The organism is Micromonospora sp. NPDC050495 (assembly GCF_040655175.1).
GTDB lineage: Bacteria > Actinomycetota > Actinomycetes > Mycobacteriales > Micromonosporaceae > Micromonospora.
On sequence record NZ_JBFAJK010000050.1, the window covers coordinates 13082 to 39207 of the forward strand.

General features: G+C 75.2%; 26 protein-coding genes and 1 pseudogene. 16 read left to right on the forward strand and 11 right to left on the reverse strand.

Annotation, left to right across the window (positions count from 1 at the left end):
- A complete protein-coding gene (locus AB0I11_RS29580) occupies positions 1 to 1302 on the forward strand; it encodes an NAD(P)/FAD-dependent oxidoreductase (protein ID WP_357327902.1) in 1302 nt (433 codons plus the stop codon).
- Positions 1303 to 1311: 9 nt separating this feature from the next.
- Here AB0I11_RS29580 and AB0I11_RS29585 read toward each other — a convergent pair whose 3' ends face one another.
- The 3 genes from AB0I11_RS29585 to AB0I11_RS29595 form a co-directional block, all read right to left on the reverse strand.
- Positions 1312 to 2448: an AI-2E family transporter gene (locus tag AB0I11_RS29585; protein WP_357327905.1), complete on the reverse strand. Its 1137-nt coding sequence runs from the start codon at positions 2446 to 2448 to the stop codon at positions 1312 to 1314.
- Between the two features lie 43 nt (positions 2449 to 2491).
- Entirely contained in the window at positions 2492 to 3280 is a 789-nt protein-coding gene (locus AB0I11_RS29590; protein ID WP_357327908.1) for a fused MFS/spermidine synthase, read from the reverse strand.
- Between the two features lie 65 nt (positions 3281 to 3345).
- Positions 3346 to 4317 carry a DUF2267 domain-containing protein gene (locus AB0I11_RS29595; RefSeq protein WP_357327973.1) on the reverse strand — a complete coding sequence of 324 codons (972 nt, stop codon included), beginning with the start codon at positions 4315 to 4317 and terminating at the stop codon, positions 3346 to 3348.
- 197 nt (positions 4318 to 4514) lie between these two features.
- Here AB0I11_RS29595 and AB0I11_RS29600 point away from each other — a divergent pair, with 197 nt between their 5' ends.
- Positions 4515 to 4829 (forward strand): hypothetical protein, encoded by a 315-nt coding sequence (locus AB0I11_RS29600; protein ID WP_357327911.1) that lies wholly within the window; start codon positions 4515 to 4517, stop codon positions 4827 to 4829.
- A 146-nt stretch (positions 4830 to 4975) separates the two neighbouring features.
- On the opposite strand, the gene AB0I11_RS29605 is transcribed toward AB0I11_RS29600, so the two are convergent.
- A complete protein-coding gene (locus AB0I11_RS29605; RefSeq protein WP_357327914.1) occupies positions 4976 to 5320 on the reverse strand; it encodes an STAS domain-containing protein in 345 nt (114 codons plus the stop codon).
- Positions 5321 to 5460: 140 nt separating this feature from the next.
- Positions 5461 to 6360, reverse strand: coding sequence for a GNAT family N-acetyltransferase (locus AB0I11_RS29610; protein ID WP_357327917.1), 900 nt, complete (start codon positions 6358 to 6360; stop codon positions 5461 to 5463).
- A 325-nt stretch (positions 6361 to 6685) separates the two neighbouring features.
- On the opposite strand from AB0I11_RS29610, the gene AB0I11_RS29615 reads away from it, so the two are divergent.
- The 5 genes from AB0I11_RS29615 (at position 6686) to AB0I11_RS29635 (ending at position 11111) form a co-directional block, all read left to right on the forward strand.
- Positions 6686 to 8458, forward strand: coding sequence for a PP2C family protein-serine/threonine phosphatase (locus tag AB0I11_RS29615; RefSeq protein ID WP_357327919.1), 1773 nt, complete (start codon positions 6686 to 6688; stop codon positions 8456 to 8458).
- Positions 8455 to 9501, forward strand: a complete 1047-nt coding sequence (locus AB0I11_RS29620) for a cobalamin-dependent protein (protein WP_357327921.1) — start codon at positions 8455 to 8457, stop codon at positions 9499 to 9501. Before AB0I11_RS29615 ends, AB0I11_RS29620 begins: the two co-directional genes overlap by 4 nt.
- An 89-nt stretch (positions 9502 to 9590) precedes the next feature.
- The gene (locus AB0I11_RS29625; protein WP_357327923.1) at positions 9591 to 9938 is read left to right on the forward strand and encodes an STAS domain-containing protein; all 348 of its coding nucleotides are present in this window, start codon (positions 9591 to 9593) and stop codon (positions 9936 to 9938) included.
- A 71-nt stretch (positions 9939 to 10009) separates the two neighbouring features.
- Positions 10010 to 10453, forward strand: coding sequence for a response regulator (locus tag AB0I11_RS29630; protein ID WP_357327926.1), 444 nt, complete (start codon positions 10010 to 10012; stop codon positions 10451 to 10453).
- A gap of 115 nt (positions 10454 to 10568) precedes the next feature.
- The gene (locus AB0I11_RS29635) at positions 10569 to 11111 is read left to right on the forward strand and encodes an ATPase (RefSeq protein ID WP_357327929.1); all 543 of its coding nucleotides are present in this window, start codon (positions 10569 to 10571) and stop codon (positions 11109 to 11111) included.
- A 6-nt stretch (positions 11112 to 11117) separates the two neighbouring features.
- Here AB0I11_RS29635 and AB0I11_RS29640 read toward each other — a convergent pair whose 3' ends face one another.
- Positions 11118 to 11951, reverse strand: a complete 834-nt coding sequence (locus AB0I11_RS29640) for a hypothetical protein (protein WP_357327931.1) — start codon at positions 11949 to 11951, stop codon at positions 11118 to 11120.
- A gap of 331 nt (positions 11952 to 12282) precedes the next feature.
- Here AB0I11_RS29640 and AB0I11_RS29645 point away from each other — a divergent pair, with 331 nt between their 5' ends.
- Entirely contained in the window at positions 12283 to 13233 is a 951-nt protein-coding gene (locus AB0I11_RS29645) for an endonuclease/exonuclease/phosphatase family protein (RefSeq protein WP_357327934.1), read from the forward strand.
- 4 nt (positions 13234 to 13237) lie between these two features.
- On the opposite strand, the gene AB0I11_RS29650 is transcribed toward AB0I11_RS29645, so the two are convergent.
- Together AB0I11_RS29650 and AB0I11_RS29655 are read right to left on the reverse strand one after the other, a co-directional pair.
- Positions 13238 to 13666 (reverse strand): OsmC family protein, encoded by a 429-nt coding sequence (locus tag AB0I11_RS29650; RefSeq protein ID WP_357327937.1) that lies wholly within the window; start codon positions 13664 to 13666, stop codon positions 13238 to 13240.
- Positions 13667 to 13757: 91 nt separating this feature from the next.
- Positions 13758 to 14727 (reverse strand): annotated as a pseudogene (locus AB0I11_RS29655) (serine/threonine-protein kinase).
- Between the two features lie 193 nt (positions 14728 to 14920).
- Between AB0I11_RS29655 and AB0I11_RS29660 the strand changes: the two are divergent.
- Positions 14921 to 15136, forward strand: coding sequence for a hypothetical protein (locus AB0I11_RS29660; RefSeq protein ID WP_357327940.1), 216 nt, complete (start codon positions 14921 to 14923; stop codon positions 15134 to 15136).
- A gap of 7 nt (positions 15137 to 15143) precedes the next feature.
- On the opposite strand, the gene AB0I11_RS29665 is transcribed toward AB0I11_RS29660, so the two are convergent.
- Together AB0I11_RS29665 and AB0I11_RS29670 are read right to left on the reverse strand one after the other, a co-directional pair.
- Positions 15144 to 15935 (reverse strand): alpha/beta hydrolase, encoded by a 792-nt coding sequence (locus AB0I11_RS29665; protein ID WP_357327943.1) that lies wholly within the window; start codon positions 15933 to 15935, stop codon positions 15144 to 15146.
- Positions 15932 to 16828, reverse strand: coding sequence for an SDR family oxidoreductase (locus tag AB0I11_RS29670; protein ID WP_357327946.1), 897 nt, complete (start codon positions 16826 to 16828; stop codon positions 15932 to 15934). Before AB0I11_RS29670 ends, AB0I11_RS29665 begins: the two co-directional genes overlap by 4 nt.
- A 143-nt stretch (positions 16829 to 16971) precedes the next feature.
- Here AB0I11_RS29670 and AB0I11_RS29675 point away from each other — a divergent pair, with 143 nt between their 5' ends.
- From AB0I11_RS29675 to AB0I11_RS29685, 3 genes are all read left to right on the forward strand, one after another.
- A complete protein-coding gene (locus AB0I11_RS29675; RefSeq protein WP_357327976.1) occupies positions 16972 to 17712 on the forward strand; it encodes a response regulator transcription factor in 741 nt (246 codons plus the stop codon).
- On the forward strand, positions 17690 to 19219 hold the full coding sequence (locus tag AB0I11_RS29680; RefSeq protein ID WP_357327949.1) for an ATP-binding protein: 1530 nt from the start codon (positions 17690 to 17692) through the stop codon (positions 19217 to 19219). Before AB0I11_RS29675 ends, AB0I11_RS29680 begins: the two co-directional genes overlap by 23 nt.
- Before the next feature lie 187 nt (positions 19220 to 19406).
- On the forward strand, positions 19407 to 20177 hold the full coding sequence (locus AB0I11_RS29685) for a helix-turn-helix domain-containing protein (RefSeq protein WP_357327952.1): 771 nt from the start codon (positions 19407 to 19409) through the stop codon (positions 20175 to 20177).
- Positions 20178 to 20248: 71 nt separating this feature from the next.
- On the opposite strand, the gene AB0I11_RS29690 is transcribed toward AB0I11_RS29685, so the two are convergent.
- Positions 20249 to 20644, reverse strand: coding sequence for a VOC family protein (locus tag AB0I11_RS29690; protein WP_357327955.1), 396 nt, complete (start codon positions 20642 to 20644; stop codon positions 20249 to 20251).
- A gap of 181 nt (positions 20645 to 20825) precedes the next feature.
- Here AB0I11_RS29690 and AB0I11_RS29695 point away from each other — a divergent pair, with 181 nt between their 5' ends.
- The 4 genes from AB0I11_RS29695 (at position 20826) to AB0I11_RS29710 (ending at position 25947) form a co-directional block, all read left to right on the forward strand.
- Entirely contained in the window at positions 20826 to 20975 is a 150-nt protein-coding gene (locus tag AB0I11_RS29695; RefSeq protein ID WP_357327958.1) for a hypothetical protein, read from the forward strand.
- Between the two features lie 4 nt (positions 20976 to 20979).
- Entirely contained in the window at positions 20980 to 22395 is a 1416-nt protein-coding gene (locus tag AB0I11_RS29700; protein ID WP_357327961.1) for a methyltransferase, read from the forward strand.
- On the forward strand, positions 22388 to 24433 hold the full coding sequence (locus AB0I11_RS29705) for a sulfatase-like hydrolase/transferase (protein WP_357327964.1): 2046 nt from the start codon (positions 22388 to 22390) through the stop codon (positions 24431 to 24433). Before AB0I11_RS29700 ends, AB0I11_RS29705 begins: the two co-directional genes overlap by 8 nt.
- A gap of 230 nt (positions 24434 to 24663) precedes the next feature.
- Positions 24664 to 25947 carry a citrate synthase gene (locus AB0I11_RS29710; RefSeq protein WP_357327967.1) on the forward strand — a complete coding sequence of 428 codons (1284 nt, stop codon included), beginning with the start codon at positions 24664 to 24666 and terminating at the stop codon, positions 25945 to 25947.
- Positions 25948 to 26126: the final 179 nt, after the last annotated feature.

Sequence of the window (26126 nt, forward strand, 5' to 3'; positions counted from 1 at the left end):
ATGACGAAACCTCGTGTGGTGATCGTGGGGGCCGGGTTCGCCGGATACCACGCGGCGAAGACGTTGCACCGGCTGGCCGGCAAACGGGCCGAGATCGTCCTGCTGAACACGACCGACTACTTCCTCTACCTGCCGCTGCTGCCGGAGGTCGCCGCCGGGGTGGTCGAGCCGACCCGGATCTCCGTACCGCTGGCCGGCACCCTCGACGGCGTCCGGGTGGTGATCGGCGAGGCGAACCGGGTCGACCTGCAGAACCGCTGGGTCGGCTACCGCTCCCAGGAGGGTGACATCGGCCAGCTGGCGTACGACCGGCTCGTGCTCTCGGTGGGCAGCGTCAACAAGCTGCTGCCGATCCCCGGGGTGACCGAGTACGCGCACGGCTTCCGCGGCCTGCCCGAGGCGCTCTACCTGCACGACCACGTGGTCCGTCAGCTCGAGCTGGCGGAGTTGACCGACGACCCGGCCGAGCAGCGCGCCCGGACCACCTTCGTGGTGGTGGGCGCCGGCTACACCGGCACCGAGGTCGCCGCGCACGGCCAGCTCTTCACCGACCGGCTGATGGCCCAGCGGCCGCACCTCAAGGTGCGCCCCCGGTGGATGCTGCTCGACATCGCCCCGCGCGTCCTCCCCGAGCTGGACCAGCGGATGTCCGTCACCGCCGACCGGGTGCTGCGCCGGCGCGGCGTGGACGTGCGGATGGGCACCTCGGTCTCCGAGGCCACCCCGGACGGGGTCATGCTCACCGACGGCGAGTACGTCCCCACCTGCAGCCTGGTCTGGTGCGTCGGGGTACGCCCCGACCCGTTCGTCGCCGAGGTGGGCCTGCGCACCGAGCGGGGCCGGCTGGTGGTCGACGAGTTCCTCAACGTCCCCGGTCACCCCGAGGTGTTCGCCTGCGGCGACGCGGCCGCGGTGCCCGACCTGACCCGCCCCGGGCAGATCTGCGCGATGACCGCCCAGCACGCGCAGCGGCAGGGCAAGCTCGCCGCGCACAACATCGCCGCCTCCTACGGCCAGGGCACCCGGAAGCCGTACAAGCACCACGACCTGGGCTGGGTGGTCGACCTCGGTGGCAAGGACGCGGCGGCCAACCCGCTGAAGGTGTCCCTGGCCGGCCTGCCGGCGAAGGCGGTCACCCGGGGCTACCACCTGCTCGCCATGCCCGGCAACCGGGCCCGGGTGGCGGCGGACTGGGCGCTGGACGCCACGCTGCCCCGGCCGGCGGTGCAGCTCGGGCTGGTGCCGGCGAACGCCGTGCCGCTGGAGAGCGAGTCGCCCGAGGTGGTGGCCCGCGGTCGCTGAACGCTCCGGTCAGCCGCCGGCCGGCGGCGGGGTCTCCCGCGACGGGGTCCCGCCGCCGGCCGGCGGCCGTGCCGGGTGGCGGCGCCGGTCGGGCGCCGGCGGGGGCAGCGTCCGCCGCCCGGCCGGGGCGAACTCGCGCAGCAGGATCTGCCCGACGCCCGCCGCCGGGATCGCCAGCAGGGCGCCCAGCAGGCCCGCCAGCTCGGCCGCGAGCAGCACGCTGACCAGCACGGTCAGCGGGTTCAGCCGGACCGCGCGGGACATGATGACCGGTTGCAGCAGGTGGTTCTCGAGCTGCTGGTAGACCACGAAGAAGACCAGCACCACCACCCCGGTGGTGGGGGAGTGCAGGAATCCCGCCCCGGCCGCGACGATCGCGCCGATCGTCGCGCCGACCAGCGGGATCAGGTCGGCCACGGCGACCACCAGGGCGATCACCGCGGCGAACGGCACCCCGGCGACGAAGAGCACCAGGAAGGTCAGCCCGCCGCAGATCACGCTGATCAGCAGGTTGCCGGTCAGGTAGCCGGTGATGGTGCGGGAGGAGTCCCGGCCGATGCGGCGTAACCGCTCCGCGGCGCCGTCGCCGAGCAGGGTCAGCGTGCCGGCAATGATCTTCGGGGCCTCCAGCACCATGAGGTACGCCAGCACCACCACGGTCACCACGCCGGCCACCGTCTCCAGCACGCCCCGGACCACGCCGACCGCCGGCTCGCCGAGCCGGCTGCCGTAGCGCTGGAGCTGGTCGGCGTGGGCGTCGGCGTACCGCCGCAGGTGGAACCGCTCCAGCAGCTCACCGAGCTGGCCCCGGCCGGCCCGGGCCTCGCGTACCAGGTCGGGGGCGCGGTCGGCGAACCGGGCCAGCTCGTCCAGCAGCGGCAGCACGATCACCGCGGCCAGCGCGGCGAGGACGGTGAAGGCGGCCACGAAGACCAGCAGGGTGGCCAGCGCCCGGTGCCGCACGAACCGGCGTTCCACGCCGTCGACCACGGGCTTGAGGGCGATCGCGAAGAACGCGGCGACCAGCGCCCAGACGAGCACCCGCCGGGTCGCCCAGACCAGGCCCAGCACCAGCGCGGTGGCCAGCACCAGACCGATGACGATCAGCGCCCGCCGGGCGGTGGACCGGTCGTCGGCGTGGCTCATCCGGCGCGGCTACCCGCGCGCCGGGCGGGGAAACCCGGCCGGTTCAGCGACCGGCCAGGTCCGCGTCGGTGGCCGGACGGGCCCCGGCGACGAACGCGTCGAGGTCCGGCCCGTGCAGCACCGCGCCGGGGATCGGGTCGCGGGCGGCGCGGGCGGCCAGCCGGCCGACCGGCAGCCGGCCCGCCCGCCGGGCGGCGGCGAGCACCAGGTTGCCGTACCGCCGGCCGCGCAGCATCCGCCGGTCGGCGACCAGGCAGACGTCACCGAAGACGGCCCGCAGCGTCGCCACCTGGGTACGGGAGATCACCAGCGGCGGCAGGTCGGTGACGTTGACCAGGTAGACGCCGTCCGGGGCGAGCACCCGGGCCACCTCGGCGACGAACTCGACGGTGGCCACGTGCCGGGGCATCCGGGCGGCCCGGTAGACGTCGGCCAGCACCACGTCGTAGTGGCCGGACGGCGCGTCGCGTACCGCCTCCCGGGCGTCACCGATGATCACCTCGACGTCGGCCGGCGGCCCCGGCAGCTCCCGGGCGACCAGCTCGACCACGGCCGGGTCCCGCTCGACGACCCGCTGCGGCGAGGTGGGGCGGGTGGCGGCCAGCCAGCGGGGCAGGGTGAGCGCGCCGCCGCCCAGGTGCAGGACGGCCAGCGGGCGGCCCGGCGGGGCGGCCAGGTCGACCACGGCGGCCATCCGCCGGATGTACTCGAAGTGCAGGTGGCACGGGTCGGAGACGTCCACGTAGGACTGTTCGACGCCGGCGGCGAGCAGGGTCCGGCCGGTGGGCCGGACCGGGTCGACGACGATCTTCAGACCCTGGGCGTTGTGCACGGCGGGCAACGCTACCGGCACCGCAGCGGGCCGGCGGGCGGGGTGCCCGCCGGCCCGCTGCCGGCTCAGCCGGCGGCCATGCCGGCGCCGGCCTCGTCGATGGCCGCGTCGACCCGCCGGGCCAGGTCCACGTCCGGTGCCGTGACCCCGTCGACCTGCCGGTTGCGCACCGTGAGCACCGCGCTGTCCGGATCGGGCCGGCCGATCTGCGGCCCGCGGCCGGCCTCCACCCGGAGCCGGTCGAGCCGGTCGAGCACCCGGTCCAGGTTGCCGGCCGGCAGTTCGATGGTGCGTACCAGCGACTGGCGGTCGCTGGACCAGTACGGCAACCCGGCCAGCGCGTCGCGCAGCTCCTGCTCGGTCAGGGGCGCGGTGGCCGAGGTCGGACCCACCAGGCCACCGCCGGCGGGCTCCGGCGGGCCGAGCAGATCCCGCAACCCGTCCGGTACGCGCAGCGACTCGACCAGTTCGCCGTCGGCGTCGGCCAGCGCGGCCAGGGTCGCCTCGGCCTGGTAGCGCGCCTGCTCCGGGGTGAGGCGGCTGCGCCGGCCCACCTCGGCCAGGAAGCCGGGCAGGTCGCGGCGGCGCTCGATGCCGTCCACCGGCACCACGTCGTGCAGCTTCACCGGCACCGCCTCGAGCAGCCGTTCCCGTTCCGCGTCGTCGAGCGCCCAGGCCAGCGCCAGTACGGTGGCCTCGGCCGCCACCTTGGCGGTGGAGAAGTCCACCCCGGCCCGCCGGCTGACGTCGTCGACGAGATCCCGGTAGCCGAGGGTGGTCACCCCGGCGGGTCGCTCGTCGGGCAGCGGCCGGGTCCGTTCCGGCACACCGGGCTGGGGCGGCGCCGGGCCACCGCGTACGTCCGACTTGTGCCGGTTGGCGGGCGCCGGGCCGGCCCGTTCATGCCGGTCCAGCGAGGCGATCTGCTTGGACGCGCTCAGGCTGGCGCCGACCTCGCTCGGCTGGCGACCGCGCTCCCGGGCCTGCCGGGCCAGTGCCCGGCGGCGTTGGTTGTCGCCCTCCATCTGCTTGCGCATCGTCGCACCTCGTTCCTCGTCGGGTTGCGCCTTGCGCGGGTCGCGTTCCCGGCGCTGCCGGGAAGGAAACGGCGCGGCCGGGGCCGGCCGGTGGTCGGCGAGCTTCATTCGCTGCGGGTGAGGGGCGCTCACCCCGGGCCGCCCCATGCTCGGGGTGGACCGGGAGACTTCCGGCGCACGCGGAAGGGAAGGTCGTCATGAAACGGATCGTTGAGATCGTTCCCGCCCGACCCGGCTGGTATGCGCGGTGGCAGGTCGACCCGCAGACCACCCGGTGCTACCCGGTGACCCTGTGGGCGCTGATGGAGGAGGCAGACGGAGCCGGACGTGAGGTCGTCGGGGTCGACTGTGTGGGGCAGTGGCCCGGAGCCGACGACAACGAGGCGGGTGGGGAGTTCGTCCGGTACCTGTTCCAGACGCCCGATTCGGGTGCGCCGGAGGACGCCGAACCACCGATGACCGCACCACCCCGGGAGAACGGCCCGCGCCTGCAACCGGTGCCCGCCGCCTGAGCCACCCTCCCCGGCCCCCGGCCCCTGGTCCCAGGGTCGGGGGCCTCCCCCTGCCCGCTCCAGCATGCTGAGCAGGTCCGGCACGTGCGGGCCCGCCGCGAGCCGGCCTGGTGAGAGTGCGTCAGCTGGCCTGGTGGGGGAGGGCGTCAGCCGGCCTGGCGGGCCCGGTCGATCTCGCCGGGCGGGACCGCCAGCAGCTCGCCCAGCCCGGTGCGGGTCAGCAGCTGCCGGACCTGGGGCTGCATCGCGGTGAGGTGGACCCCGGCGGTGCCCGCGCGGTGGATCCGCACCAGCGCGCTCAGCCCCGAGGAGTCGCACAGCGCCACCTCGGTGAAATCGAGGACCAGCTCCTGGTAGCCGTCGCGGCGCAGCTCGGCGGCCGCGGCGAGCAGGTCCGGGGCGCTCTCGAAGTCCAGCTCACCGCTCAGCCGGAGCCGGGCCTGTCCGGCGTCGAGCCGGTCCACCTCGATGATCAACAGCTCGGATGGCACGCCCCTATGTTCCCAGTCCTTTCCGATCGGGAAACCCCGGGGTGTGCTCACGCGGGCGCGGAGCCGCCGGAGGGCAGCGACGCGGCCGTTCGGCGAGCGGATATCTGCGGGCCGCGGGCGGTGGAGGGGCGTCGCCGCGTTCAGTTCGCGGCTGTGAGGTCGCGCTGGTAGAGCAGGCTTCGGTGGGTCGCCCGGTAACCGAGCGACTCGTTGACCTGGCGCATCGCCGTGTTGCTGTCGGCGGTGTCGGCGAGCAGCCCGGCAAGGCCTGGGAAACGTCTGCGGATCCAGGTGATCTGCTCGGCCTTCATCCAACGGGCCAGGCCGCGACCGCGGTGCTCCGGCAGCACGCCCGTGCCGTAGTGCTGACCGTGCCCTCGCCCGTCACCGGGCACCACCATTTCGGTGAAACCCACGATCTCTCCATCGGCCGCCACGGCGGCCGTGGTGCAGAGGATCTCGTCTCGGCGCGCGACGGCGTCGGCGATGGCGTGCAGGCGCTCGACGTCCCAGGGCTGTGCGACGTAGCCGGTATCGCCCATGGGCATGTCGTCCATCGCCCGCCGCGACCGGGCGAACGTGTTCGCGAGTTCGTCCGGGACCGTGCCTTCCCAGTGGATCAGCCGGTAGCCGGGCACCGGCGCGCCCGTCGGCTCGTCACCCTCCAGCCGCAGCCGGGTGTAGGTGAGCGCCAACACCGGTCGCAGCCCCGTTGCCACACAGAACCGGTCGCCCTCCTCGCCCTGCCGGACGGGTTCGGTGAGCAGCCCTCGCATGCCCCGATCGGCCGCGGCGTCGGTGGCCACGTCAAGCAGCCGCGTACCGACGCCGGCCCGACGCTCGGCGGGGTGCACCCGCAGTTGAAGGTCCGCGACACCGCCGGCGGCGGGAACCCAGAGAAACGCGGTTCCCAGTGGCCGGCCGTCCTCGCCAGCGGCCAGCCACGCCAGTCGCTGGCCCGGCGACCCGCAGGCCGGATCGATCAACGGGGTGATATGCATGATCATGACGCCATCCTGCCGGGCCGGCGGACGACGCACCAATCTGCCGCTGATCGCGTGTCTTCGACCGGCATCGAGGGTCGATGGCGGGGGCGGCGACCCGGTCCACGGAGAGGCTCAGCGGAGTCGCCTCGGGCCCGCTCCGCGGAGGTACCACCATCACGCCTTTCTGCTGGCCGCCGCGCGGGTCGGAAAGCCGGACCGGAGCAGTCCCGGGCGGCGTCCCGCCCGGTGCCGCACCCCGGCCGGCCTGCTGGTCGTGGGGTGGCGGTCCCGGCATACCGGCGTAGGGTGGGGCGAGGAGACGCGACCACAGGCACCGATTCCGGTGCGGCGCGGATCGACAAGGAGTGGGGCTCAGCTGGTGACTGCTGCCGACGTCAGGGACTCTGACCCGGGCGACGGACGGACCCCCACGCCGGGTGCCAGCCGAGTTCCGGCGCGGCCGGCCGCGTCCCCGCTGCCGCCCCTGGCCCCCGAGCCCGGTGTCATCACCCCGGAGCCCGGTGTCGTCACCCCGGAGTGGGCCGAGGTCGTGGAGCACTTCCGCGAGGGCTTGATCGTCTGCGACGCCGACGGCGTGGTCCGGCACCTCAGCCCGGTGGCCCAGCGGCTGATCCCCGAGCTGGTGCCCGGTGCGGTGCCCGCCGTGGCGGGCGTCACCGCCCTCACCGCCGACCAGCCCGTCGAGTTCCCGCACCACGGTCGCCGGCTGCGGGTACGCCAGGTGCCGCTCTCCCGGGCCCGCCGCTGCTGGTACGTCGAGGACGTCACGGAGAGCGTGAGCCGGGCCGACGCGCTGCTGGCCGAGCGGGCCCGCTCGGCGTTCCTGGCCGTGGTGGGGGAGAAGCTGGGCAATCCGCTGCACCCCGACCGGGCCGCCGCCGCGGTGGTCCGGCTGGCCGTGCCCACCGTGGCCGACGTGGCCGTGCTGGTGCTGGCCCCCCGCGCCGGCCGGGCCCGCTGGTGGCGGGCCAGCCGGGTCGACGGCGAGGCGCCGGCCGTGGACGCCGGGAGCCTGCCCGCCGCGGCCCTGCCCGCGGCGATCGGCGAAGGACTCGCCGGCGTGGAGCCGCACGCGCTGGACTGGCTGGTCGAGCAGGCCGTCGAGGCCGGCTGGCTGCCCGGGCTGGACGCGGCCGCGCTGAGTGCCCGGGTGGTGCCGCTGCCCGGTCGGGACGCCCCGGCCGGAGTGCTGCTGGTCGCCCGGGGCGCCGCCCGCTGGTACGACGACGCCGACGTCGACCTGCTCCGGGCCTTCGCCGCCCGGGGCGGCGCCGCGCTGACCACCGCCGTCCTCTACCGGGACCAGGCCGAGGTCGCCGACACGCTCCAGGCCAGCCTGCTGCCCGTCGAGCCGGCGGAGGCCGCCGGGGTGCAGTGGGGGACGGCATATCGGCCCGCCCAGGCGGGGCTGCGCATCGGTGGCGACTTCTACGGCTCGCACCGGCTCGCCGACGGCGGTTCGGTCTTCTTCCTCGGTGACGTGTCCGGCAAGGGGGTCGAGGCGGCCGTCTTCACCGGCCAGCTCCGCCAGTGCCTGCAGGCCCTGCACCGGGTCGAGACCCAGCCGGGGCGGCTGCTGCGGCTGCTCAACGGGGCGCTGCTGGAGACCACCCAGGCACACGGGCAGGGCCGGTTCGCCACCATGGTGCTCGGCGTGGTGCGCGCGCACGGCGACGGCAGCCTCAGCCTGACCATGGCCGGCGGCGGGCATCTGCCACCGTTGGTGCTGCGCGCCTCCGGCGAGATCGAGGTGGTGCCGTTGACCGGCATGCTGATCGGTGTGGTGCCGGACCCCCGGGTCGGTGAGGTGACCGTGCGGTTGGCGCCCGGCGAGACCTGCCTGCTCTACAGCGACGGGGTGACCGAGGCCCGGGGTGGCCGGCGCGGCGACGAGCAGTTCGGCAGCGAGCGGCTGCTCAACGCGCTCGCCGGCTGTCACCGGATGCCGGCGCCCGCCCTGGCCGAGCGGATCGAGCAGGTGACCTGCGACTGGCTCGGCCACGGTGACCACGACGACATCGCGGTGCTCGCCCTGCGGGCGACCGGCGGGCCGGCGCGGCCGGTCCGGCACCTGCACGCGGTGCCCAGGCCGGCACGGGCCGGGACGGAGACGGAAGGAACCGAGGCGTGAGCGCGACGACCACCGGGGCCGACCCGGCCGCCGCCTACCCGGGCTACCTGGACGCGTTGGCGGACGCCGACGAGTACGGCGCGGTCGAGGTAGCCGTCGGGCTGCTGGAGGGCGGCGTGCCCGCCGAGCGGGTGCTGCTCGACCTGGTCGCGCCGGCGCAGGCCGAGGTGGGGGAGCGGTGGGCGCGCAACGAGTGGAGCGTGGCCCAGGAGCACGCCGCCACGCACATCAGCGAGCGGGTGGTGGCGGCCGTCGCCGGGTACGCCAACCCGCGCCCGACCCGGGGCCGGATCGTGGTGGCCTGCATGGACGGCGAGTGGCACGCCCTGCCGGCCCGGCTGGTCGCCGAGGTGCTGCGGCTGCGCGGCTGGCAGATCACCTTCCTGGGGGCCAGCGTTCCCGCCGCCCACCTGGTGTCCTACCTGCACCGGTACGACGCGGACGCGGTCGCCCTGGCCTGCGCGCTGCCGATGCGCCTGCCGCACGCGCACCGGATGATCGAGGCGTGTCGCCGCTCGGACGTGCCGGTGGTGGTGGGTGGGCGCGGCTTCGGCCCCGACGGCCGCTGGGCCCGGGTGCTCGGGGTGCCGTGGGCGCCCGACGCGCCGGCCGCGGCCGACCTGGTGGCCGACGAGCGGTCGCTGCGCGCCGGTCCGCCGGCCCGGCTGGACCACCTGGCCGACGACGAGTACGCGAGCCTGGTGAAGCGGCGCGGCGAGCTGATCGACAGCGCGCTCGCCGACCTGCGCGCCCGGGTGCCGGCGGTGTCCGACTACACGCCCGCGCAGATGGACTCGACCATCAGCGACCTCGGCTACATCGTGGACTTCCTGGCCGCCGCGCTCTACGTCGACGACGGTACGCTGTTCACCGAGTTCACCGACTGGCTGGTGGCGATCCTGGCCAGCCGGGGCGTGCCGCCGGCCGCGGTGGCGCTCACCGTCGACCACTATGGACAGCGGCTGCACGATTTCCCCCGCGCCGCGGGCTACCTCGCCGCGGCGCGGGCCGCGTTCGGCCCGGCGGCGCGCCCGCAACGTTGACCGCCGCGCTGCCGGCGGCCCGTCCCCGCCCGCGTATACTTGCTGCACTGCAAACGTCCCGCCTGGGGCCGGAGCGAGAGGGGCCACCGGTGACGTTCGCCGTCACGGAAGCCCGGCGGGACGGGGGTGTCGCGGGCCTCCGGCTCGCCGGTGAACTTGACCTGAGCACCGTGCCGCAGCTCAACGACGCCATCGACCGGCTGATCGCCGAGGGCTGCCGGCACCTGCTGCTGGACCTCGCCGAGCTGACCTTCTGCGACTCCGCCGGCATCGGCGCGTTCCTGCGCGGAGACAACCGGCTGGCCGCCGACGGCGGGTGGCTGCGGGTCACCGGGGCGGGCGGCCGGGTGGCCCGGGTGCTCCTGGTGACCGGCCTCGTCGACGTCCTGGCGTACGCGCCGGAGCGGGTCGACCCGGCCGCATCCGCCGGTCCCTGATCGGCTAAATTTCCCCGGCCGGCCGGTGACCGTACCGTACGGCTCCGCCTTCGAACCGAAGCAGGTGTCCGATGGGCCCACGCACGAGCCCCGTCCGCATTCTCGTGGTGGACGACGACCCGGGTGACGTCCTCATGATCGAGGAGGCCCTGGAGGACTCCGACGTCGAGAAGGTCATCGACGTGGTCAACGACGGCCAGGAGGCGATGGAGTTCCTCCGCCAGGAGGGCCGGCACGCCGCCGCCCGGCGTCCCGACGTCATCCTGCTCGACCTGAACATGCCGCGGATGGACGGGCGGCAGGTGCTCGGCGCGGTCAAGCAGGACGAGGACCTGCGGACCATCCCGATCGTCGTGCTCACCACCTCCAACGCCGACACCGACATCGTCGGCAGCTACGTGCTGCAGGCCAACGCGTACGTGACGAAGCCGATCGACCTGGACGACTTCAACGACGTGGTGCGCCGCATCGACGAGTTCTTCGGCCGGGTGGTCGTGCTGCCCAAGCACCCCTGACCGGCCGGCGCCGCGCGGATACTGAACATTTTTTGGGATCCGCCGCGCGTGCCGCCGGCAGCCCTCAGGATCGGCAGTTGGGGACATGAACACCAGCTGCCTGGGGGGCGACAGTATGAGGTTCTCCGTCGTTGAGACCGGTTACGACCAGCGGCAGGTGGATTCCTGCCTGGACGAGTTGGGCATCCGGTTGGTCCGGCTCGCGGCGCGGGCGGAGGGCGCGCCCGGCGAGAGCCGGGAGTGGGACCAGGTCCGGCAGGAGGCCGGCTACCTCTGCGACTTCCTGCGCCGGCGTACCGCCCCGGGCGAGGGTGACGTCGAGGCGGTGCGGGCCGGCGTCAGCGCGGTCGAACGGGAGGCCGCCGAACTGCTGGCTCTGGCGCGCGGCGAGCTGGAGGCGGCCCGGGAGGAGGCCCGCCGGGTGCGCGAGCAGGCGTACGCCGAGGCGGTGCGGGCCCGCCGCGACGTCGAGGCGGCGCTGCTGGTCCGCCGGCGTCGGGCCGCCCAGGTGGAGGAGATCCTGGCTGCCGGGGCGCGCGCCGAGACGGTCCCGGCGGACACGCCGACCGCGGCGGCCGGGGTGCCGGTGACCCGGGTGGGCGCGGGGGCGCCGGGGGAGCCGGGGCCGGGTTCCGCCGGGCGCGGCGCGGCCGCCTGAGCCGGCTCAGACCAGCGCCGCCACCACCGTGGTGGCCCGCTCCTCGTGCGGGGCGTACGCGTCGGGGTAGGCGGAGACCTGCACGGCCTGCGCGGCGGCGGTGAGGCTCAGCTCCGTCCAGCCGGGCACCTCCTTGAGCGCGCTGTAGAAGGCCTGGGCCGCGTATGACGGGCGCATGAGCTGGGCGACGGTGCCCCAGCCGCTGCTCGGCCGCTGCTGGAACAGGCCGACGGAGTCGTGGTCGGAGCCGCTGCCCTGGTGTGGGTAGTCGTAGGACTCGGGCAGCACGTCGCTGGCCAGGTTGTAGAGGTTGCTCTCCTGCATGGCGGTGGCGACGGCGATCACGAGCGCGCGGCGCGGCAGCCGCATGGTCCGACCCACGTCGACGATCACCTTGGCGTTGTCCATCTGGCGCTGGTCCAGGCCGGCGACCGGGCGGGGCCGGGTGGGCCGGGCGGGCTTCTTGGTGGCCTTCCGGGTGGGCTTCGCGGTGGGGGTGGCGACCGGGACCGGGGTGACCGGCACGGCGACCGGCGGGGCGGTCCGCTGGTAGTCGCGGGAGGCCCGCTGCTCGGTGGCGGCCCGGTCGGCCAGCACCTCGCGGACCGGCTCGTGGCGCTGGCCGGTGTCGTGTGCGCCGAGGAAGCCGACGAGGCCGAGGCAGCAGGTCACGCCGGTGGCGGCGGCGACCCGGGCCGGGGTGGATCGGATCGGCCCGCGGCGGGGCGGTGGGAGGGTCCGATGCCGGCCGATCGTCCGTTCGGCTGATGCCGGGTCGATCGGATGGCGAACGGGTTGCTTCTCGGTCGGCGTCTGGTCCGGGGCGTCGTCGGGATGCACCCGCCGAGGCTAGAAAGCATCGCGGCGCTTGCCATCGGGGTGCTTGGTGGCATGCGTCACAATTTGCCATGATCCGCACCCGCATTACGCACGGTGGTTCATGAAAGGTGCCAACCAGGCTTTCCCGCTTTATCTGATATTGCGGGAAGGCCCGGAACAACGGGGCCGTTGATCATCTTTGTGGCGAGGCGCCCGCACCTCCGCCGTTCGGCCCATGCGTCCCTCCCTCACCTGGTGGCATCGGCCGGGCCGGAGGGGCCGGGTGCGCCGCCCGGGGGCCGTGCCGGGATCACCGCCACCCGCGTCCCGCCGGCTCGATACGATGCGGACGGTGACGGAGCAGATGGTCGATGAACCGGCCGCCAGCGACCCGGCCCGCCGCCGGGACCGGCGGGGGCTGGGTGTCGTCGCCCTCGCCGTGCTGCTCGCCGCCCTGATCGCCGGGCACCGGGCGGTGCCCAACGTGCACGGGCTGGGCAGCCTGGTGGACAGCGCCACCCCGCTGCTCGGTCTCGGCGTACCCCTGCTCGGGCTGGCCGCGGCGCTGCGCCGCTCGCCGCGGGCGCTGCTGGCCGTGGCGCTGCCCGCGGTCCTCTGGCTGGCCCTCTACGGCGGCGCGTGGCTGCCCCCGGCGGCCGGCGCCGGGCCCACCGCCGTCCGGGTGGCCAGCCAGAACCTGCGCGCCGGCAACCCCGACCCGGCCGCCACCGTCGGCGCGCTCACCGATGCGGCGCCGGACCTGATCGGCCTCCAGGAGGTCGACGACGGCGACCGGGTCGAGGCCGCGCTCGGCGCCCGCTACCCGCACCGGAGCGCGGTCTCCACGGTCGCCCTGTGGAGCCGCTGGCCGATTCGCGAGTCCCACGGCATCGACACCGGCCTGGGCTGGGACCGGGCGTTGCGCGCCGTCGTGGCCGCCCCGCCCGGCGACCTCGTCGTGTACGTCGTGCACCTGGGTTCCGCCCGGGCCGGACACACCGCGACCCGGGACGAGACCGTCGCCGCCCTCGCCGCGACCGTCCGCGCCGATCCGGCGCCCCGGCTCGTGGTGCTCGGCGACCTCAACACCGCCCCCACCGACCGGGCCTTCGTCCCGCTCACCCGGCTGCTGCGCGACGCGCAGGCCGACGCCGGTCAGGGCTTCGGCTTCACCTGGCCGGCGGAGCTGCCGGTGACCCGGCCCGACCACGTGCTGTATCGCGGGCTCACCCCCACCGCGGCGGACGTGCTGCACACCCCGGACAGCGACCACCGGGCGGTGACCGCCGGCTTCCGCTGGTGAACCGTCAGTGCCGGCCGTTCTCCGCCGGCGTGACGGTGAGCCGGTGTCGGCTGTTGTCGTCGCTGGAGAACGGCCAGAGCCGGTCGGCGTGCGCGACCAGGTCGGCCAGCTGCTCCCGGGTGAGACCGGCGGAGGAGATCTCCGCGTGCACGTCGGCCCGGTACCGGCCGTCGTCGTCGCGGCCGAGCTTCGCCTCGGCCGTCACCTCGACGGTGTGCGCCTCGTCGGTGATCCCGCCGGCCGCCTCCACCGCCGCGTGATGCAGGCAGGACGCGAACGCGGCGGCCAGCAACTGCTCCGGGGTCAACCCGGTGCAGTGCGGGGCCAGCGGGGACGCCAGGGCGGTGGACAGACCGCCGTCGTCGGTACGTACGTGACCGCCTGACGCGGTCGCTGTGGCCGACTCGGGCAGCCAGGAACTCGGATCCGGCATCGCGTTCCTCCCGTCACTCACCCGCCCGGCTACCCGGCCGTCGGCCCGCGAAACCGCAGGTGGACGCGGGCGTGCCCGGGCCGGGGCCGGGTCAGCGGCCCGGTACGCCGGAACGCGGCCGGCCGGCCGGACCCGGCTCCACGGCCATCGCCTCGGTCGCCTCCGCGGCGGCCCGCTCGGTCCACGGCGACACCGGGACCCGGCGCTGCCGTGGCACGGCGGCCCGCATCGGCACGTACACCCGGGCGTCGACCGCCTCGGCGAGCAGCAACGCCGCCATCAGGCTGGTCGGCCGGACCGCCGGGTTCGTCGGCGAGGCAGCGCCGGCACAGGTCGGCGATCTCGACGGGCAGCCCGTCGACCTCGGGCAGCGGCTGCGGCGGCTGGCGCCGGCGCTCACCGATCAGCTGGGTGGCGCTGCCGCCGGCCGGGTACGGCAGCCGGCCGGCCAGGCAGTAGTAGAGCAGCACGCCGAGGGCGTACATGTCGGCGGCGGGCGTGGCGGGGTGCCGGTCCAGCTGCTCCGGCACCAGGTAGGCGGGCGTGCCCAGCACGATGCCCTCCGGCGTGTCGTCGGCCGCCCCCGCCGAGGTGGCGATGCCGAAGTCGAGCACCTTCACCCCGGTCGGGGTGAGCACCACGTTGGCGGGCTTCACGTCCCGGTGCACGATCCCGTCCGCGTGCGCGGCGGCCAGCGCGGCGCTCACCTCGGCGCAGACCCGGACCGCGATCCGCCAGTCCAGCGGGCCGCCGCGCAGGTGCGCCGCCAGCGTCTCGCCCTCGGCCAGCTCCATGACGATGTACGGCACCTCCCGGCCGCCCGGCGCCGGTGAGGTGCCGAAGTCGTGCACGCTGGCCACGTTCGGGTGGACCAGCCGGGCCGCCGACCGTGCCTCGTCGCGGATGCGTGCCACCGAGCCGGCCTCGCCGTCCCGGACCGGGGAGATCAGTTTCACCGCCACCGTCCGGTCCAGCACGAGGTCGTGGGCGCGCCAGACCTCCGACATCCCGCCGATGCCGATCCGCCGTTCGAGCTCGTACCGCCCGCCCAGCGTCCTCATCGACCACTCCTCGCCCTCGTCCGGCCCCGGTCGCCGCGCACGTCGCCGCCCCGGCTGCTCCGCATCGCGGTACCCGGGCCCCGAGCTGGGCAAACCGGCGAGGGGCACCGCCGGCCGCGCCGGCGCGGGGTAGCTTCGCCTGGAGGGCCGCGCGACGGGCGCGGCGGGAACGGAGGGCGCGAGGGTGGCTCAGGTGCGCGTGCGGTTCGTCGGCGGCCCCGCCGACGAGCTGGTCCGGGACGTGCCGGCCGAAGCGGACGGGGAACCGCCACACCGCTGGATCATGCGGCACCCCGACGGCCGGGGCGGCGGCGAGGCCGACCACCTCTACGAGCGGGGCCGCCCCGACGGCTCCGGCACCTGGACCATGCGCTACGTGCGCACCGATCCCTTCGGCGCCACCGAGTGACCCGGCCTCAGGCCGCCCGGGTGGTCTCCAGGATGACCGAGACGACCCGGTCCGGATCGTCGTGCATGGGCACGTGGCCGCAGCCGGTGAGTTCGAGGTGGCGCGCGCCGGGCAGCCGGCTCCGGGCCAGCGCGGCCTGCCGGTAGGGCAGGATCCGGTCCCGGGTGCCCCAGGCCACGGTCACCGGCACCGTCGGCGCGCCCGAGAACGCGTACCCCCGGCCGGCGCGGGCCACCGCGCGGAAGGCGCGCGCCTCGCGCAGCGCCCGGGCGTCGGCCAGCGCCGCGTCCAGGGTCATCGCGTTGGGCCGGGCCAGGATCATGCCCAGGGCCAGGGTGCGCAGCGCCGGGGAGCCGAACACCGAGCGCAGCACCGGCTCGGGCAGCCGGGCGGCGTTGCGGTGCAGGGTCAGCACGGTCAGCGCCCAGCGCAGCTCGCGCGGCGCGCAGAAGCCGGCCGGGGAGAGCGCGGTGGCCGAGGAGACCGCCCCGGCGGCGGCCAGCTCCAGGGCGATCGCCCCGCCCAGGCTGTTGCCGGCCACGTGCGGCCGGTGCAGGCCCAGCGCGGCGAACACCTCGGCGACGGCCGTGACCAGGCCGGACATGTCCTTGGGCAGGCCGCTCGCCGGCACCGGGGAGCGGCCGAAACCGGGCAGGTCCAGGGCGATCACGTCGTGCGCCTCGGCGAGCCGGTCGAGCACCGGGGACCAGGCGGCCCAGTGGTGGCCGATGCCGTGCAGCAGCACCAGCGGCGGGCCGGCGCCGCGCCGCTCGAAGACGACCTCGACCGGGGCGCTCATCGCCGCACCTCCGGCGGCGTGCTCACCCCGAACCCGCGGCCCAGCGCCCGGGACTGTTCCTCGATCAGCGGTACGGTGCTGCGCGCCGTACGCCCGACCACCCGGTCGGCGAGCGGGCTGGTCAGCAGCGACCGCATCGCCTGTACGGCGCCGACGGCGCGGGGCACGTACACCCGGCGGCGGCGGCGCTCGACGGCCCGGACGAACGCCTCGGCGCACTCCTCGACGGAGGTGGTGCTGCGCATCGGCCAGGGCAGCCGGCTCAGCGCCGTCTCGAACGCCGGCAGGTCCGCCCGCGCCTCGCGGACCAGGTCGGTGTCCACCCAGGACGGATGGGCCGTGCCGACCGCCACGCCGCGGTGCGCCAGCTCCAGCCGGATCGCGGTGCCGAAGTGCTCCACCCCGGCCTTCGAGGCGCAGTAGGCGGCCATCCCGGGCAGCGCGGCGAACGCGGCGGCGGAGGAGACGATCAGCAGGTAGCCCCGGCGGGCGATGAGCGCCGGCACGGTGGCCGCGGCGGTACGCATCACCCCGATCAGGTTCACCTCGACGGTGCGGACCAGCGCGTCGATGTCGCCGACGGCGATGGTGCCCCGGTTGGCCACCCCGGCGTTGGCGACCACCGCGTCGATGCCGCCGAGTGCCGCGACCGTGCCCTCCGCCGCCGCCGTCAGGGCGTCCTGGTCGGTGACGTCGGCGGGGAACCACACGTGCTCGGGGCCCAGTTCGGCGGCGAGCGCGGCCAGCCGGTCGGGCTCCAGGCCCACCAGGGCCAGGGTCGCGCCCCGCGCCGCCGCGAGCCGGGCGGTGTGCTCGCCGATGCCGCGGGCCGCCCCGGTCACCAGCACCACCTTGCCGGCCAACCGGCCGGCGGGACGACCGTCGATGGACATGCCGGCAAGTTACCACTCGGTAGCCTTCGGCGGAAGAACCAGCTTGGCGCGCGGGCCGATTCCGTCCGGCCGGCCGGCACAGCTGGTACACAGGATCGGGACAGGCCCGGCACAGCGGGTACGCCCACGATGGGGGCATGGTCATGGAGGGGCGGGCCGCGCAGGGCCGGATCGAGCTGCGGCGACCGGACGGCGAGCCGGTGCGGGTGCTGGTGGTGGACGACGAGCCGACCCTCACCGACCTGCTCTCCATGGCGCTGCGCTACGAAGGCTGGCAGGTCTCCACCGCCGGCAACGGGATGGCCGCGATCAGCGCCGCCCGGCAGTTCCACCCGGACGCCGTGGTGCTCGACGTGATGCTGCCCGACCTGGACGGCTTCCAGGTGCTGCGCCGCCTCCGCGAACAGGCCCCCACCGTGCCGGTGCTCTTCCTGACCGCCCGCGACGCCGTGGAGGAGCGCATCGCCGGGCTCACCGTCGGCGGCGACGACTACGTGACCAAGCCGTTCAGCCTGGAGGAGGTGATCGCCCGGCTGCGCGCCCTGCTGCGCCGCTCCGGGTTCGCCGTCGCCACCCGCGAGGACGCCGTGCTCACCGTCGGCGACCTCACCCTGGACGAGGACAGCCACGAGGTACGCCGGGGCGGCGACCTGATCACCCTCACCGCCACCGAGTTCGAGCTGCTGCGCTACCTGATGCGCAACCCGCGCCGGGTGCTCAGCAAGGCGCAGATCCTCGACCGGGTGTGGAACTACGACTTCGGCGGCCAGGCCAACGTCGTCGAGCTCTACATCTCGTACCTGCGCAAGAAGATCGACGTGGGCCGGGATCCGATGATCCACACCTTGCGGGGTGCCGGCTATGTCCTCAAGCCCGCGGAGTGACCGGGCCGGACGGCTGCGCCGGCGGCTGGCCGGCTGGTCGCTGCGCCGGCGGCTGGTGCTCTCCGTGGTGGCGCTGCTCGCCCTGGTCAGTGTCGGCATCGGTGGGCTGACCACGGTCGCGCTGCGACACTTCCTCATCCAGCAGGTCGACAACCAGCTCACCCTCGGCGACCGGCGTCCCGCCGACCTGGCCCGGATGCTCCGGCCCGGCGGCGACCCGTCCCGGCCCGCCCTGCCCGGGCAGCCCGGCGAGGAATGGGGGGTGCCGGAACCGCCGCGCGGGCTGCCGTCGGGCTCGATCGCCGTCCGGGTGGCGCCGTCCGGGGACACCACGGCCGGCATCCGGGCCGAGAGCGGCACCACCGAGGAGGTGCCGGACGCCGACGTCGCCGGGCTGGCCGCCGTGCCCCCCGACGAGCGGCCCCGCACCGTGGACGTCGCCCACCGCGACGACTACCGCGCGATCGCCATGCGCTCACCCCGCGGGGACGGGGACGTGCTGGTCATCGCCGTGCCGCTGGCCCAGGTCGACGAGACGGTGATGTGGATGCTGCTCGCCCAGGCCGGGGTCGTCACGGCCGGGCTGCTGATCGCCGGCAGCCTCGGTGCGGTGATCGTGCGGGCCACGCTGCGTCCCCTGAACCGGGTCGCCGCCACCGCCGCGCGGGTCGCCGAGCTGCCGCTGGACCGGGGCGAGGTGGCGCTGTCGGTGCGGGTGCCGCAGCCCGACACCGATCCGCGCACCGAGGTCGGCCAGGTGGGCGGCGCGCTCAACCGGATGCTCGGCCATGTCGCCGCCGCGCTCACCGCGCGCCAGGCCAGCGAGATGCGGGTACGCCAGTTCGTCGCCGACGCCAGCCACGAGCTGCGTACCCCCCTCGCCGCGATCCGCGGCTACGCGGAGGTCGCCCGGCGCGGGCGAGCCGAGGTGCCGGCGGACGTGGCCCACGCGTTGCGCCGGGTGGAGTCGGAGAGCACCCGGATGACCAGCCTCGTCGACGACCTGCTGCTGCTCGCCCGCATCGATTCCGGCCGGCCGCTCGCCGCCGAACCGGTCGACCTGACCGCGCTGCTGGTCGACGCGGTCAGCGACGCGCACGTGGCCGGCCCCGACCACCGCTGGCAGCTCGACCTGCCCGACGAACCGGTGACCGTCACCGGCGACGCGCACCGGCTGCACCAGGTGGTCGCGAACCTGCTCACCAACGCCCGGGTGCACACTCCGCCCGGCACGACCGTCACCACCCGGCTGGCCCCGGTGGCCGGCGGCGTCGAACTCGACGTCACCGACGACGGCCCGGGCATCCCCGCCGACCTCCAGCCGGAGGTCTTCGAGCGCTTCGCCCGCGGCGACAGCTCCCGTTCCCGGGCCCACGGCAGCACCGGCCTGGGCCTGGCCATCGTGGCCGCGGTGGTCGAGGCGCACCACGGCCGGGTCGACGTGTCCAGCCGCCCCGGGCGGACCGTGTTCACGGTTCGGCTGCCGGGAGCCACAGCCGACGCATAGCCCGCGCGCGGGCCGGGCCGGCGGAGCCGTTGAACCTGGCCGGCATGGACGCCACAGGGCGCCTGCCGACCGCGCTGGTCGGCGGTCGCGGTCACCGCGGCACCTGGGCCTCGGCTGGCTGCGGGCGGCCCGCCGCTGGTCACCACCGAGGCGGCCGGCCGCCGCCGGGGCGTGGCAGGGTGGAGGGGTGTACCGGGAGCGGGCGGCCGTGGGGATCCGGGGCGCGGTGCGCTGGGAGAGCGTCTCCCGTGGCGGCGCGCCCGCCCGGGTGCTCCCGGACGGCTGCCTGGACCTGCTCTGGTCCAGCCGGGCCGGGCTGCTGGTCGCCGGCCCGGACCGGACCGCCCACCTCTCCACCGGCACGGCGGGGGAGCGGTGGGTGGGCCTGCGGTTGCCGCCCGGCGTCGGGCCCGCCGTGTTCGGGGTGCCCGCCCACGAGCTGCGGGACCTGCGGGTAGCCCTGGTGGAGCTGTGGGGCCGGGCCGCCGCCGACCTGGCCGACCGGGTCGACGCCGCCCGGGCGGCAGCCGAGGCGGCTCCGACCGGCGTACCCCCGGGTTTCGCCCGGCCGGCGACGGGCCTGGCCGCCGCGTCCGGTGCGGTGGCCGCGGTGCTGGAGGGGGTGGCGGTGGCGCGGCTGCGGGCCGCGGGCGGTCCGGATCCGCTCGGCACCCGGGTCGCCGCCCGGCTGGCCGCCGGCGGCACCGTTGCCGCCACCGCCGCCGAGGTCGGCCTCGGCGCGCGCGCCCTGCACCGGCGCAGCCAGCTCCTCTTCGGGTACGGACCGAAGACCCTCGCCCGCATCCTGCGGATGCGCCGCGCCCTGGACCTGGCCGGCACCGGCATCCCGCTGGCCGAGGTGGCCGCCCGGACCGGCTACGCCGACCAGGCCCACCTCACCCGCGACGTCACCGACCTCGCCGGTCTGCCGCCGACCCGCCTACTCACCCCCGGCTGACCCCAGCGCTCCGCAGCTGATCTCGTCGGCGCGACAACTTCCTGACCGACGCGGGTGCGGCGGGTCACGGGTCAGGGGGTCAGCGGGGCGAAGAGGTCGACGGGGGTGCCGTCCGGGTCGTGCACGACGGCGTAGCGCTGGCCCCAGACCGCGTCGAACGGGGGCAGATGGCCGTGGTGGCCGGCGGCGGTCAGGTCGGCGTACCAGCGGTCGACCTCGGCGGGCTCGGCGCAGCGGAACGCCAGGCCGGCGCGGGGGCCGCCGCTGGGCGGGGTGTAGCCGGGGTCGAAGCCGCGGATCGTCTCGACGGTGTCCCAGGCCAGCCGGAGGCCGTTGTCGAGGGTGATCTCCACGTGCGGCTCGTGCTCGGCGCCGGCCGGGACCGGCAGGCCGAGCCGGCGGTAGAACTCCAGCGTGCGGCCCATTTCGGTGACGACCAGGCCGATCAGGTCGAAGTGCGGTGTCATGCCGCCACCGTAGGCAGCGGTGGTGCTGGCCGTCTTGAACGGATCGGACGGGGGTGGTGTGGCCGGTGTGGCCCGCACGGTCGGGATCGAGGGCGTACCGTGGGGACAAGTCCGCCTAAGAGGGGCGAAAGCCCTTATTTCGTCCTGGGTTTGGACAACCGGCGAGGGAAGGGAGTCAGCCGTGACGCACCTGGCCTACCTGGACGCGGGGTCCGGCAGCCTGATCGTGCAGGCGGTGGTCGGCGGGGTCGCCGGCACCGCGGTGGCCGCGAAGCTCTACTGGCGGCGGCTGGTCGCCCGGTTCCGGCGTCAGCCGAGTGACCAGGGCTGACCGCGTGGTCGTCTCCGACACCGGCGTACGCGTCGAACCCGGCTCCTTCCGGGACCCCGGCAACCGGGTCTTCCACCGCCACGGCGAGGTGTTCCGCGGCCTGGACGAGCGCTCCGCCCGGGACTGGCGGGCCCTCGCGGCCAGCGACTTCTTCCGCGACCTGCTCGCCACCGGCCGGGTCTGCGGCACCGAGGAACTGCTGCCCACCCCGGTGGACCTGCCGTGGGCGGCGGTGCTGCGGCACGAGCGCATCCCGTTCGTCAGCCACCCCTACGAGTGGTCGTACGCGATGCTGCGCGACGCGGCCCTGCTGCACCTGGAGATTCTCGCGGCGGCCCTGGCGGCCGGGTTCACCCTCAAGGACGGCTCGGCCTACAACCTCCAGTGGCGGGGCGCCACGCCGGTCTTCATCGACGTGGGCTCGTTCGAGCCGGCCCGCGACGGGGAGCCCTGGGCCGGGTACCGGCAGTTCTGCCAGACCCTGCTCTATCCGCTGCTGCTCCAGGCCCACCTGGGGCTGGACTTCCAGCCGTGGCTGCGGGCCCGCGTCGACGGCATCGAGCCGGACCAGATGCGCCGCCTGTTCGCCGGCGCCCGCCGGCTGCGCGCCGGCGTGCTCACCCACGTCCACCTGCACGGCGCGATGCAGGCCCGCAACGCGGGCGCCAGCACCACCGACGTCCGCGCCCAGCTCCGCGCGGCCGGCTACTCCCGGGAGCTGGCCCTGGCGACGGTACGCGGGCTGACGAAGCTCGTCCGCCGGCTGGACCACCGGCCCGAGGACAGCCACTGGGTCGACTACCAGCGCACCTGCGCGTACTCGGTGCCGGACCGGCAGGCCAAGGAGCAGTTCGTCGACCGCGCGGTGGCGGCCACCGGTGGCGGCCTCGCGCTCGACCTGGGCGCCAACGACGGCCGGTACGCCCGGATCGCCGCCCGGCACGCCGACCAGGTGGTCGCCGTCGAGCAGGACCCGGCGGTGGTCGACGCGCTCTACCGGGCGCTGCGGGACGAGGGCGAGCAGCGGATCCTGCCGCTGGTCATGGACCTGGCCGACCCGTCGCCGGGCGGGGGCTGGCGGGGGGTGGAGCGGGCCGCCTTCGCCGACCGGTCCCGGGCCGACGCGGTCCTCGCCCTGGCGCTCGTGCACCACCTGGCGCTCGGCCGCAACGTCCCGCTCGCCGACGTGCTGGACCAGCTCGTCGGTCTCGGCACCGCGGGCGGCACCCTGGTGGTGGAGTTCGTCCACCCCGAGGACCCGATGGCCCGCCGGCTGCTCGACAACAAGCCGGACGGGCTCTTCCCCGACTACCGCCGGGACACCTTCGAGGCGCTGCTCGCGGCCCGGGGCCGGCTCGTCCGCCGGGTCGAGCTGCCGTCGGGCACCCGGACGCTGTATCAGGTGACCGTGGGTGGCTGAGCGGACCCTCGCGCCGGCGGAGGCCGTACCGGCCCCGCCCGGGCGGCTGCGGAGCGGGACCGGCTGGCGGGCCGAGGCCGGCCGGCTGGCGGAGGTGGTCGCGCTGGTCGGGCTGGTGGTCACCCAGCCGCTGCTCGACGTGCTCGGCCACAGTCCCGACTTCTTCCTGTTCCACCAGGCCACCCGGCTGGACGCGCTGGCGCTGGTGGCCCTGGTGGCGATCGCGCCGACCGTGCCGTTCGCCCTGCTCGGCGCGGCCAGCCTGGCCGCCGGCCGGGTCACCCGGGCGGCCGTGCACACGCTGCTGGTCGGGCTGCTGCTGGCCGCGCTGGCGGTCCAGGTCGGGCGGCACGGCACGCCGCTGCGGGGCGTACCGCTGCTGCTGGTGGCCGCGGCGGCCGGGGCCGCCGGGGCGGTCGCGCACCGGCGGTGGCGGGCCCTCGCGCGGGTGCTGCGGGTGGCCGCGGTGGGACCGCTGGTCTTCGTCGGGCTGTTCCTGTTCGCCTCGCCCGCCTCCGCGGTGGTGCTGCCGCGCGGGCACGACGGCGCGGCCGGGGTGGCCAGCGCGGGCGGCCACCCCCCGGTGGTGATGATCGTGCTGGACGAGCTGCCCCTGGTGTCCCTGCTCGGCCCGGGCGGCACCATCGACGCGACCCGCTACCCGCACTTCGCCGAGTTGGCCGCCGGCTCGACCTGGTACCGCAACGCCACCGGGGTCAGCGGCTGGACCCCGTACGCGCTGCCGGCCATGCTGACCGGCCGGTACCCGGCGCAGGGGCTGGCCCCGCACTACTCGCAGTACCCGGACAACCTGTTCACCGCCCTGGGCGGCCTGTACGACATCAAGGCCGAGGAGAGCATCACCCGGCTCTGCCCGCCCAGCCGCTGCGAGCAGCCGGCCAGCCGGCCGCAGGGGCTCGGCGTGCTGGTCCGGGAGAGTGGCCGGCTGCTGGGCCAGGTCACCGCGCCGGTGGAGAGCCGGGTCGACCCGGAGGACTCGTACCGGGAGCTGACCCGGGCCGAGGCCGGGCTGGACGCCGCCGAGCCGGTCCCGGCCGACCCGAAGTTCCGCTGGGACACCCTGGACGACAACCAGCCGGCCCGGTTCACCACGTTCCTGGCCGGGCTGCGCCCGTCGGCCCAGCCCACCCTGCACTTCCTGCACCTGCTGATGCCGCACTCGCCGTGGCGGTACCTGCCGTCCGGGGCGCAGTACGCCGCGCCGGAGGACCTGCCCAACGACGGCGCGGGTTGGGTCGAGCTGGCCCGGGCGCGGCATCTGGCCCAGCTCGGCTACACCGACCGGCTGATCGGCGAGACGCTGCGTACCCTGCGCGCCACCGGCCTGTACGACAAGGCGTTGGTGCTGGTCACCGCCGACCACGGGGTGAGCTTCCGCGAGGGCTGGCAGGGCCGCGGGCTGGACGCCATCCAGCACGCCCCCGACCAGGTGGCCTGGGTGCCGCTGTTCGTCAAGGAGCCGGGCCAGCGGGCCGGCCGGGTCGACGACCGCAACTGGGAGCACGTGGACCTGTTGCCCACCATTCTCGACGAGACCCACATCCGGGTGCCCTGGCGGATGGACGGCAGCCCGGCGCGGCTGGCCCCCCGGCAGCGGGCCGACAAACGCTTCTACGACCGGCCGGGGCAGCCGCTGACCATCACCGGCGGGGTGCCGGCCCCGCCGCCCACGCCCGCACCGGACCCGCTGGTCGGCACCCGGGTCGGCGACCGGCCCGCCGGCGGTACGGCGACCGTGGCGAACCTCGACGCGTTCCGCGCCGTCGACCCGGCCCACGGCCAGTTGCCCGCCCTCGTCTGGGGCACCGTGCCGGCGTCGGTGCCGGACGGCACCCGGCTCGCGGTGGCGGTCAACGGCACCGTGGGGGCGGTCGTCCCGGTGGTCCCGCCCGACCCCGGGGGCCGGCGGTTCGCCGCCTTCCTCCCCGACGACCGGCTCTTCGCCGCCGGCGCCAACCGGCTGGACCTCTACCGGGTGGACGGCGCCGGTGGCCTACACCGGCTCACCCTCTCCTGAGCGCCGGCCGGACCGCGCCGGGAGCGCCGGGCCGGCGGGTTCGACGCCCGGCCGGCCACCTGCCTGGACGCCCCGTGGGCGCGCTTCCACCGGGTTTCCGAGCCGGCAAGTCGGGAATCGGGTGACGCATACCTCACCGAAGAACCATGACGAGCGGTGTCCCTCCGACCGTGACTACGGTAAAAGCGAAGGCAATTCAACGAAGATCTTGCCGGCGAAGCGAGGAACAGATGACGGAAGTCAAGCTCGACCACCCCGGTGGCCAGCTGTCGATGCCGGTGCAGTCCGCGGTCGAGGGCCCCGCCGGCATCAAGGTCGGCAGTCTGCTCAAGGAAACCGGGATGACCACCTACGACCCCGGTTTCGTCAACACCGCGTCCTGCTCGTCCGCGATCACCTACATCGACGGTGACGCGGGCATCCTGCGGTACCGGGGCTACCCGATCGAGCAACTGGCCGAGAAGTCCTCCTTCCTGGAGGTCTCGTACCTGCTCATCTACGGCGAGCTGCCCAGCCAGACGCAGCTGACCGAGTTCAGCGAGCGGATCCGGCGGCACTCGCTGCTGCACGAGGAGATGCGCCGCTTCTTCGACGGCTTCCCGCGCGACGCGCACCCGATGGCCGTGCTCTCCTCCGCGGTGAGCGCCATCTCCACCTTCTACCAGGACAGCCTGGACCCGTTCGACTCCGAGCACGTGGAGATGTCCACGGTGCGGCTGATGGCGAAGGTCCCCACCATCGCCTCGTACGCCTACAAGAAGTCGATCGGGCAGCCGCTGCTGTACCCGGACAACTCGCTGGGCTACGTCGAGAACTTCCTGCGGATGACCTTCGGTGTGCCGGCCGAGCCGTACGAGGTCGACCCGGTGATGGCCCGGGTGCTGGACATGCTCTTCGTCCTGCACGCCGACCACGAGCAGAACTGCTCCACCTCGACGGTCCGCCTCGTCGGCTCCAGCAACGCCAACCTCTTCGCCTCGGTCTCGGCCGGCGTGAACGCCCTCTTCGGCCCGCTGCACGGCGGCGCCAACCAGGCCGTGCTGGAGATGCTCCAGCAGATCCAGGCCGACGGTGGCGACGTCCGGTCCTTCGTGCGGAAGGTCAAGGACAAGCAGGACGGCGTGAAGCTGATGGGCTTCGGCCACCGGGTCTACAAGAACTACGACCCGCGCGCCGCCATCGTGAAGAAGGCCGCCCAGGACGTGCTCGGCCGGATGGCCAAGCCGGACCCGCTGCTGGACCTCGCGGTGCAGTTGGAGGAGATCGCCCTCGCCGACGACTTCTTCGTCTCCCGCCGGCTCTACCCGAACGTGGACTTCTACACCGGCCTGATCTACAAGGCCATGGGCTTCCCCACCAAGATGTTCACGGTGCTCTTCGCGCTGGGCCGCCTCCCCGGCTGGATCGCCCAGTGGCGCGAGATGATCAACGACCCGGAGACCAAGATCGGCCGCCCGCGGCAGATCTACACCGGTTACGCCGAGCGCGACTACGTCCCCGCCGACCAGCGCTGACCCCGGTCTGGCGACAAGCCCCCGGTCTGACGACGAAGGCCGCCGGCCCCGCGAGGGGTCGGCGGCCTTTTCGCGTACGCCGGCACTAGGGCGTGTCTCCTGGATCTTGGGGCAACGTTCGGCTATCAACGTCTGTCGTGAGTGGGCGGTTTGAACTGACCGAGGTCGAGTACGCGCGG

Coding starts and splice junctions, on each gene's coding strand:
- AB0I11_RS29650 (WP_357327937.1), bottom strand. CDS start 13,666: ATGCCGGATCCGAGTTCCTGGCTGCCCGAGTCGGCCACAGCGACCGCG.
- AB0I11_RS29665 (WP_357327943.1), bottom strand. CDS start 15,935: ATGAGCGCCCCGGTCGAGGTCGTCTTCGAGCGGCGCGGCGCCGGCCCG.
- AB0I11_RS29680 (WP_357327949.1), top strand. CDS start 17,690: ATGTCCTCAAGCCCGCGGAGTGACCGGGCCGGACGGCTGCGCCGGCGG.
- AB0I11_RS29600 (WP_357327911.1), top strand. CDS start 4,515: ATGAAACGGATCGTTGAGATCGTTCCCGCCCGACCCGGCTGGTATGCG.
- AB0I11_RS29595 (WP_357327973.1), bottom strand. CDS start 4,317: ATGCGCAAGCAGATGGAGGGCGACAACCAACGCCGCCGGGCACTGGCC.
- AB0I11_RS29670 (WP_357327946.1), bottom strand. CDS start 16,828: ATGTCCATCGACGGTCGTCCCGCCGGCCGGTTGGCCGGCAAGGTGGTG.
- AB0I11_RS29675 (WP_357327976.1), top strand. CDS start 16,972: ATGGAGGGGCGGGCCGCGCAGGGCCGGATCGAGCTGCGGCGACCGGAC.
- AB0I11_RS29630 (WP_357327926.1), top strand. CDS start 10,010: ATGGGCCCACGCACGAGCCCCGTCCGCATTCTCGTGGTGGACGACGAC.
- AB0I11_RS29585 (WP_357327905.1), bottom strand. CDS start 2,448: ATGAGCCACGCCGACGACCGGTCCACCGCCCGGCGGGCGCTGATCGTC.
- AB0I11_RS29580 (WP_357327902.1), top strand. CDS start 1: ATGACGAAACCTCGTGTGGTGATCGTGGGGGCCGGGTTCGCCGGATAC.
- AB0I11_RS29710 (WP_357327967.1), top strand. CDS start 24,664: ATGACGGAAGTCAAGCTCGACCACCCCGGTGGCCAGCTGTCGATGCCG.
- AB0I11_RS29690 (WP_357327955.1), bottom strand. CDS start 20,644: ATGACACCGCACTTCGACCTGATCGGCCTGGTCGTCACCGAAATGGGC.
- AB0I11_RS29635 (WP_357327929.1), top strand. CDS start 10,569: ATGAGGTTCTCCGTCGTTGAGACCGGTTACGACCAGCGGCAGGTGGAT.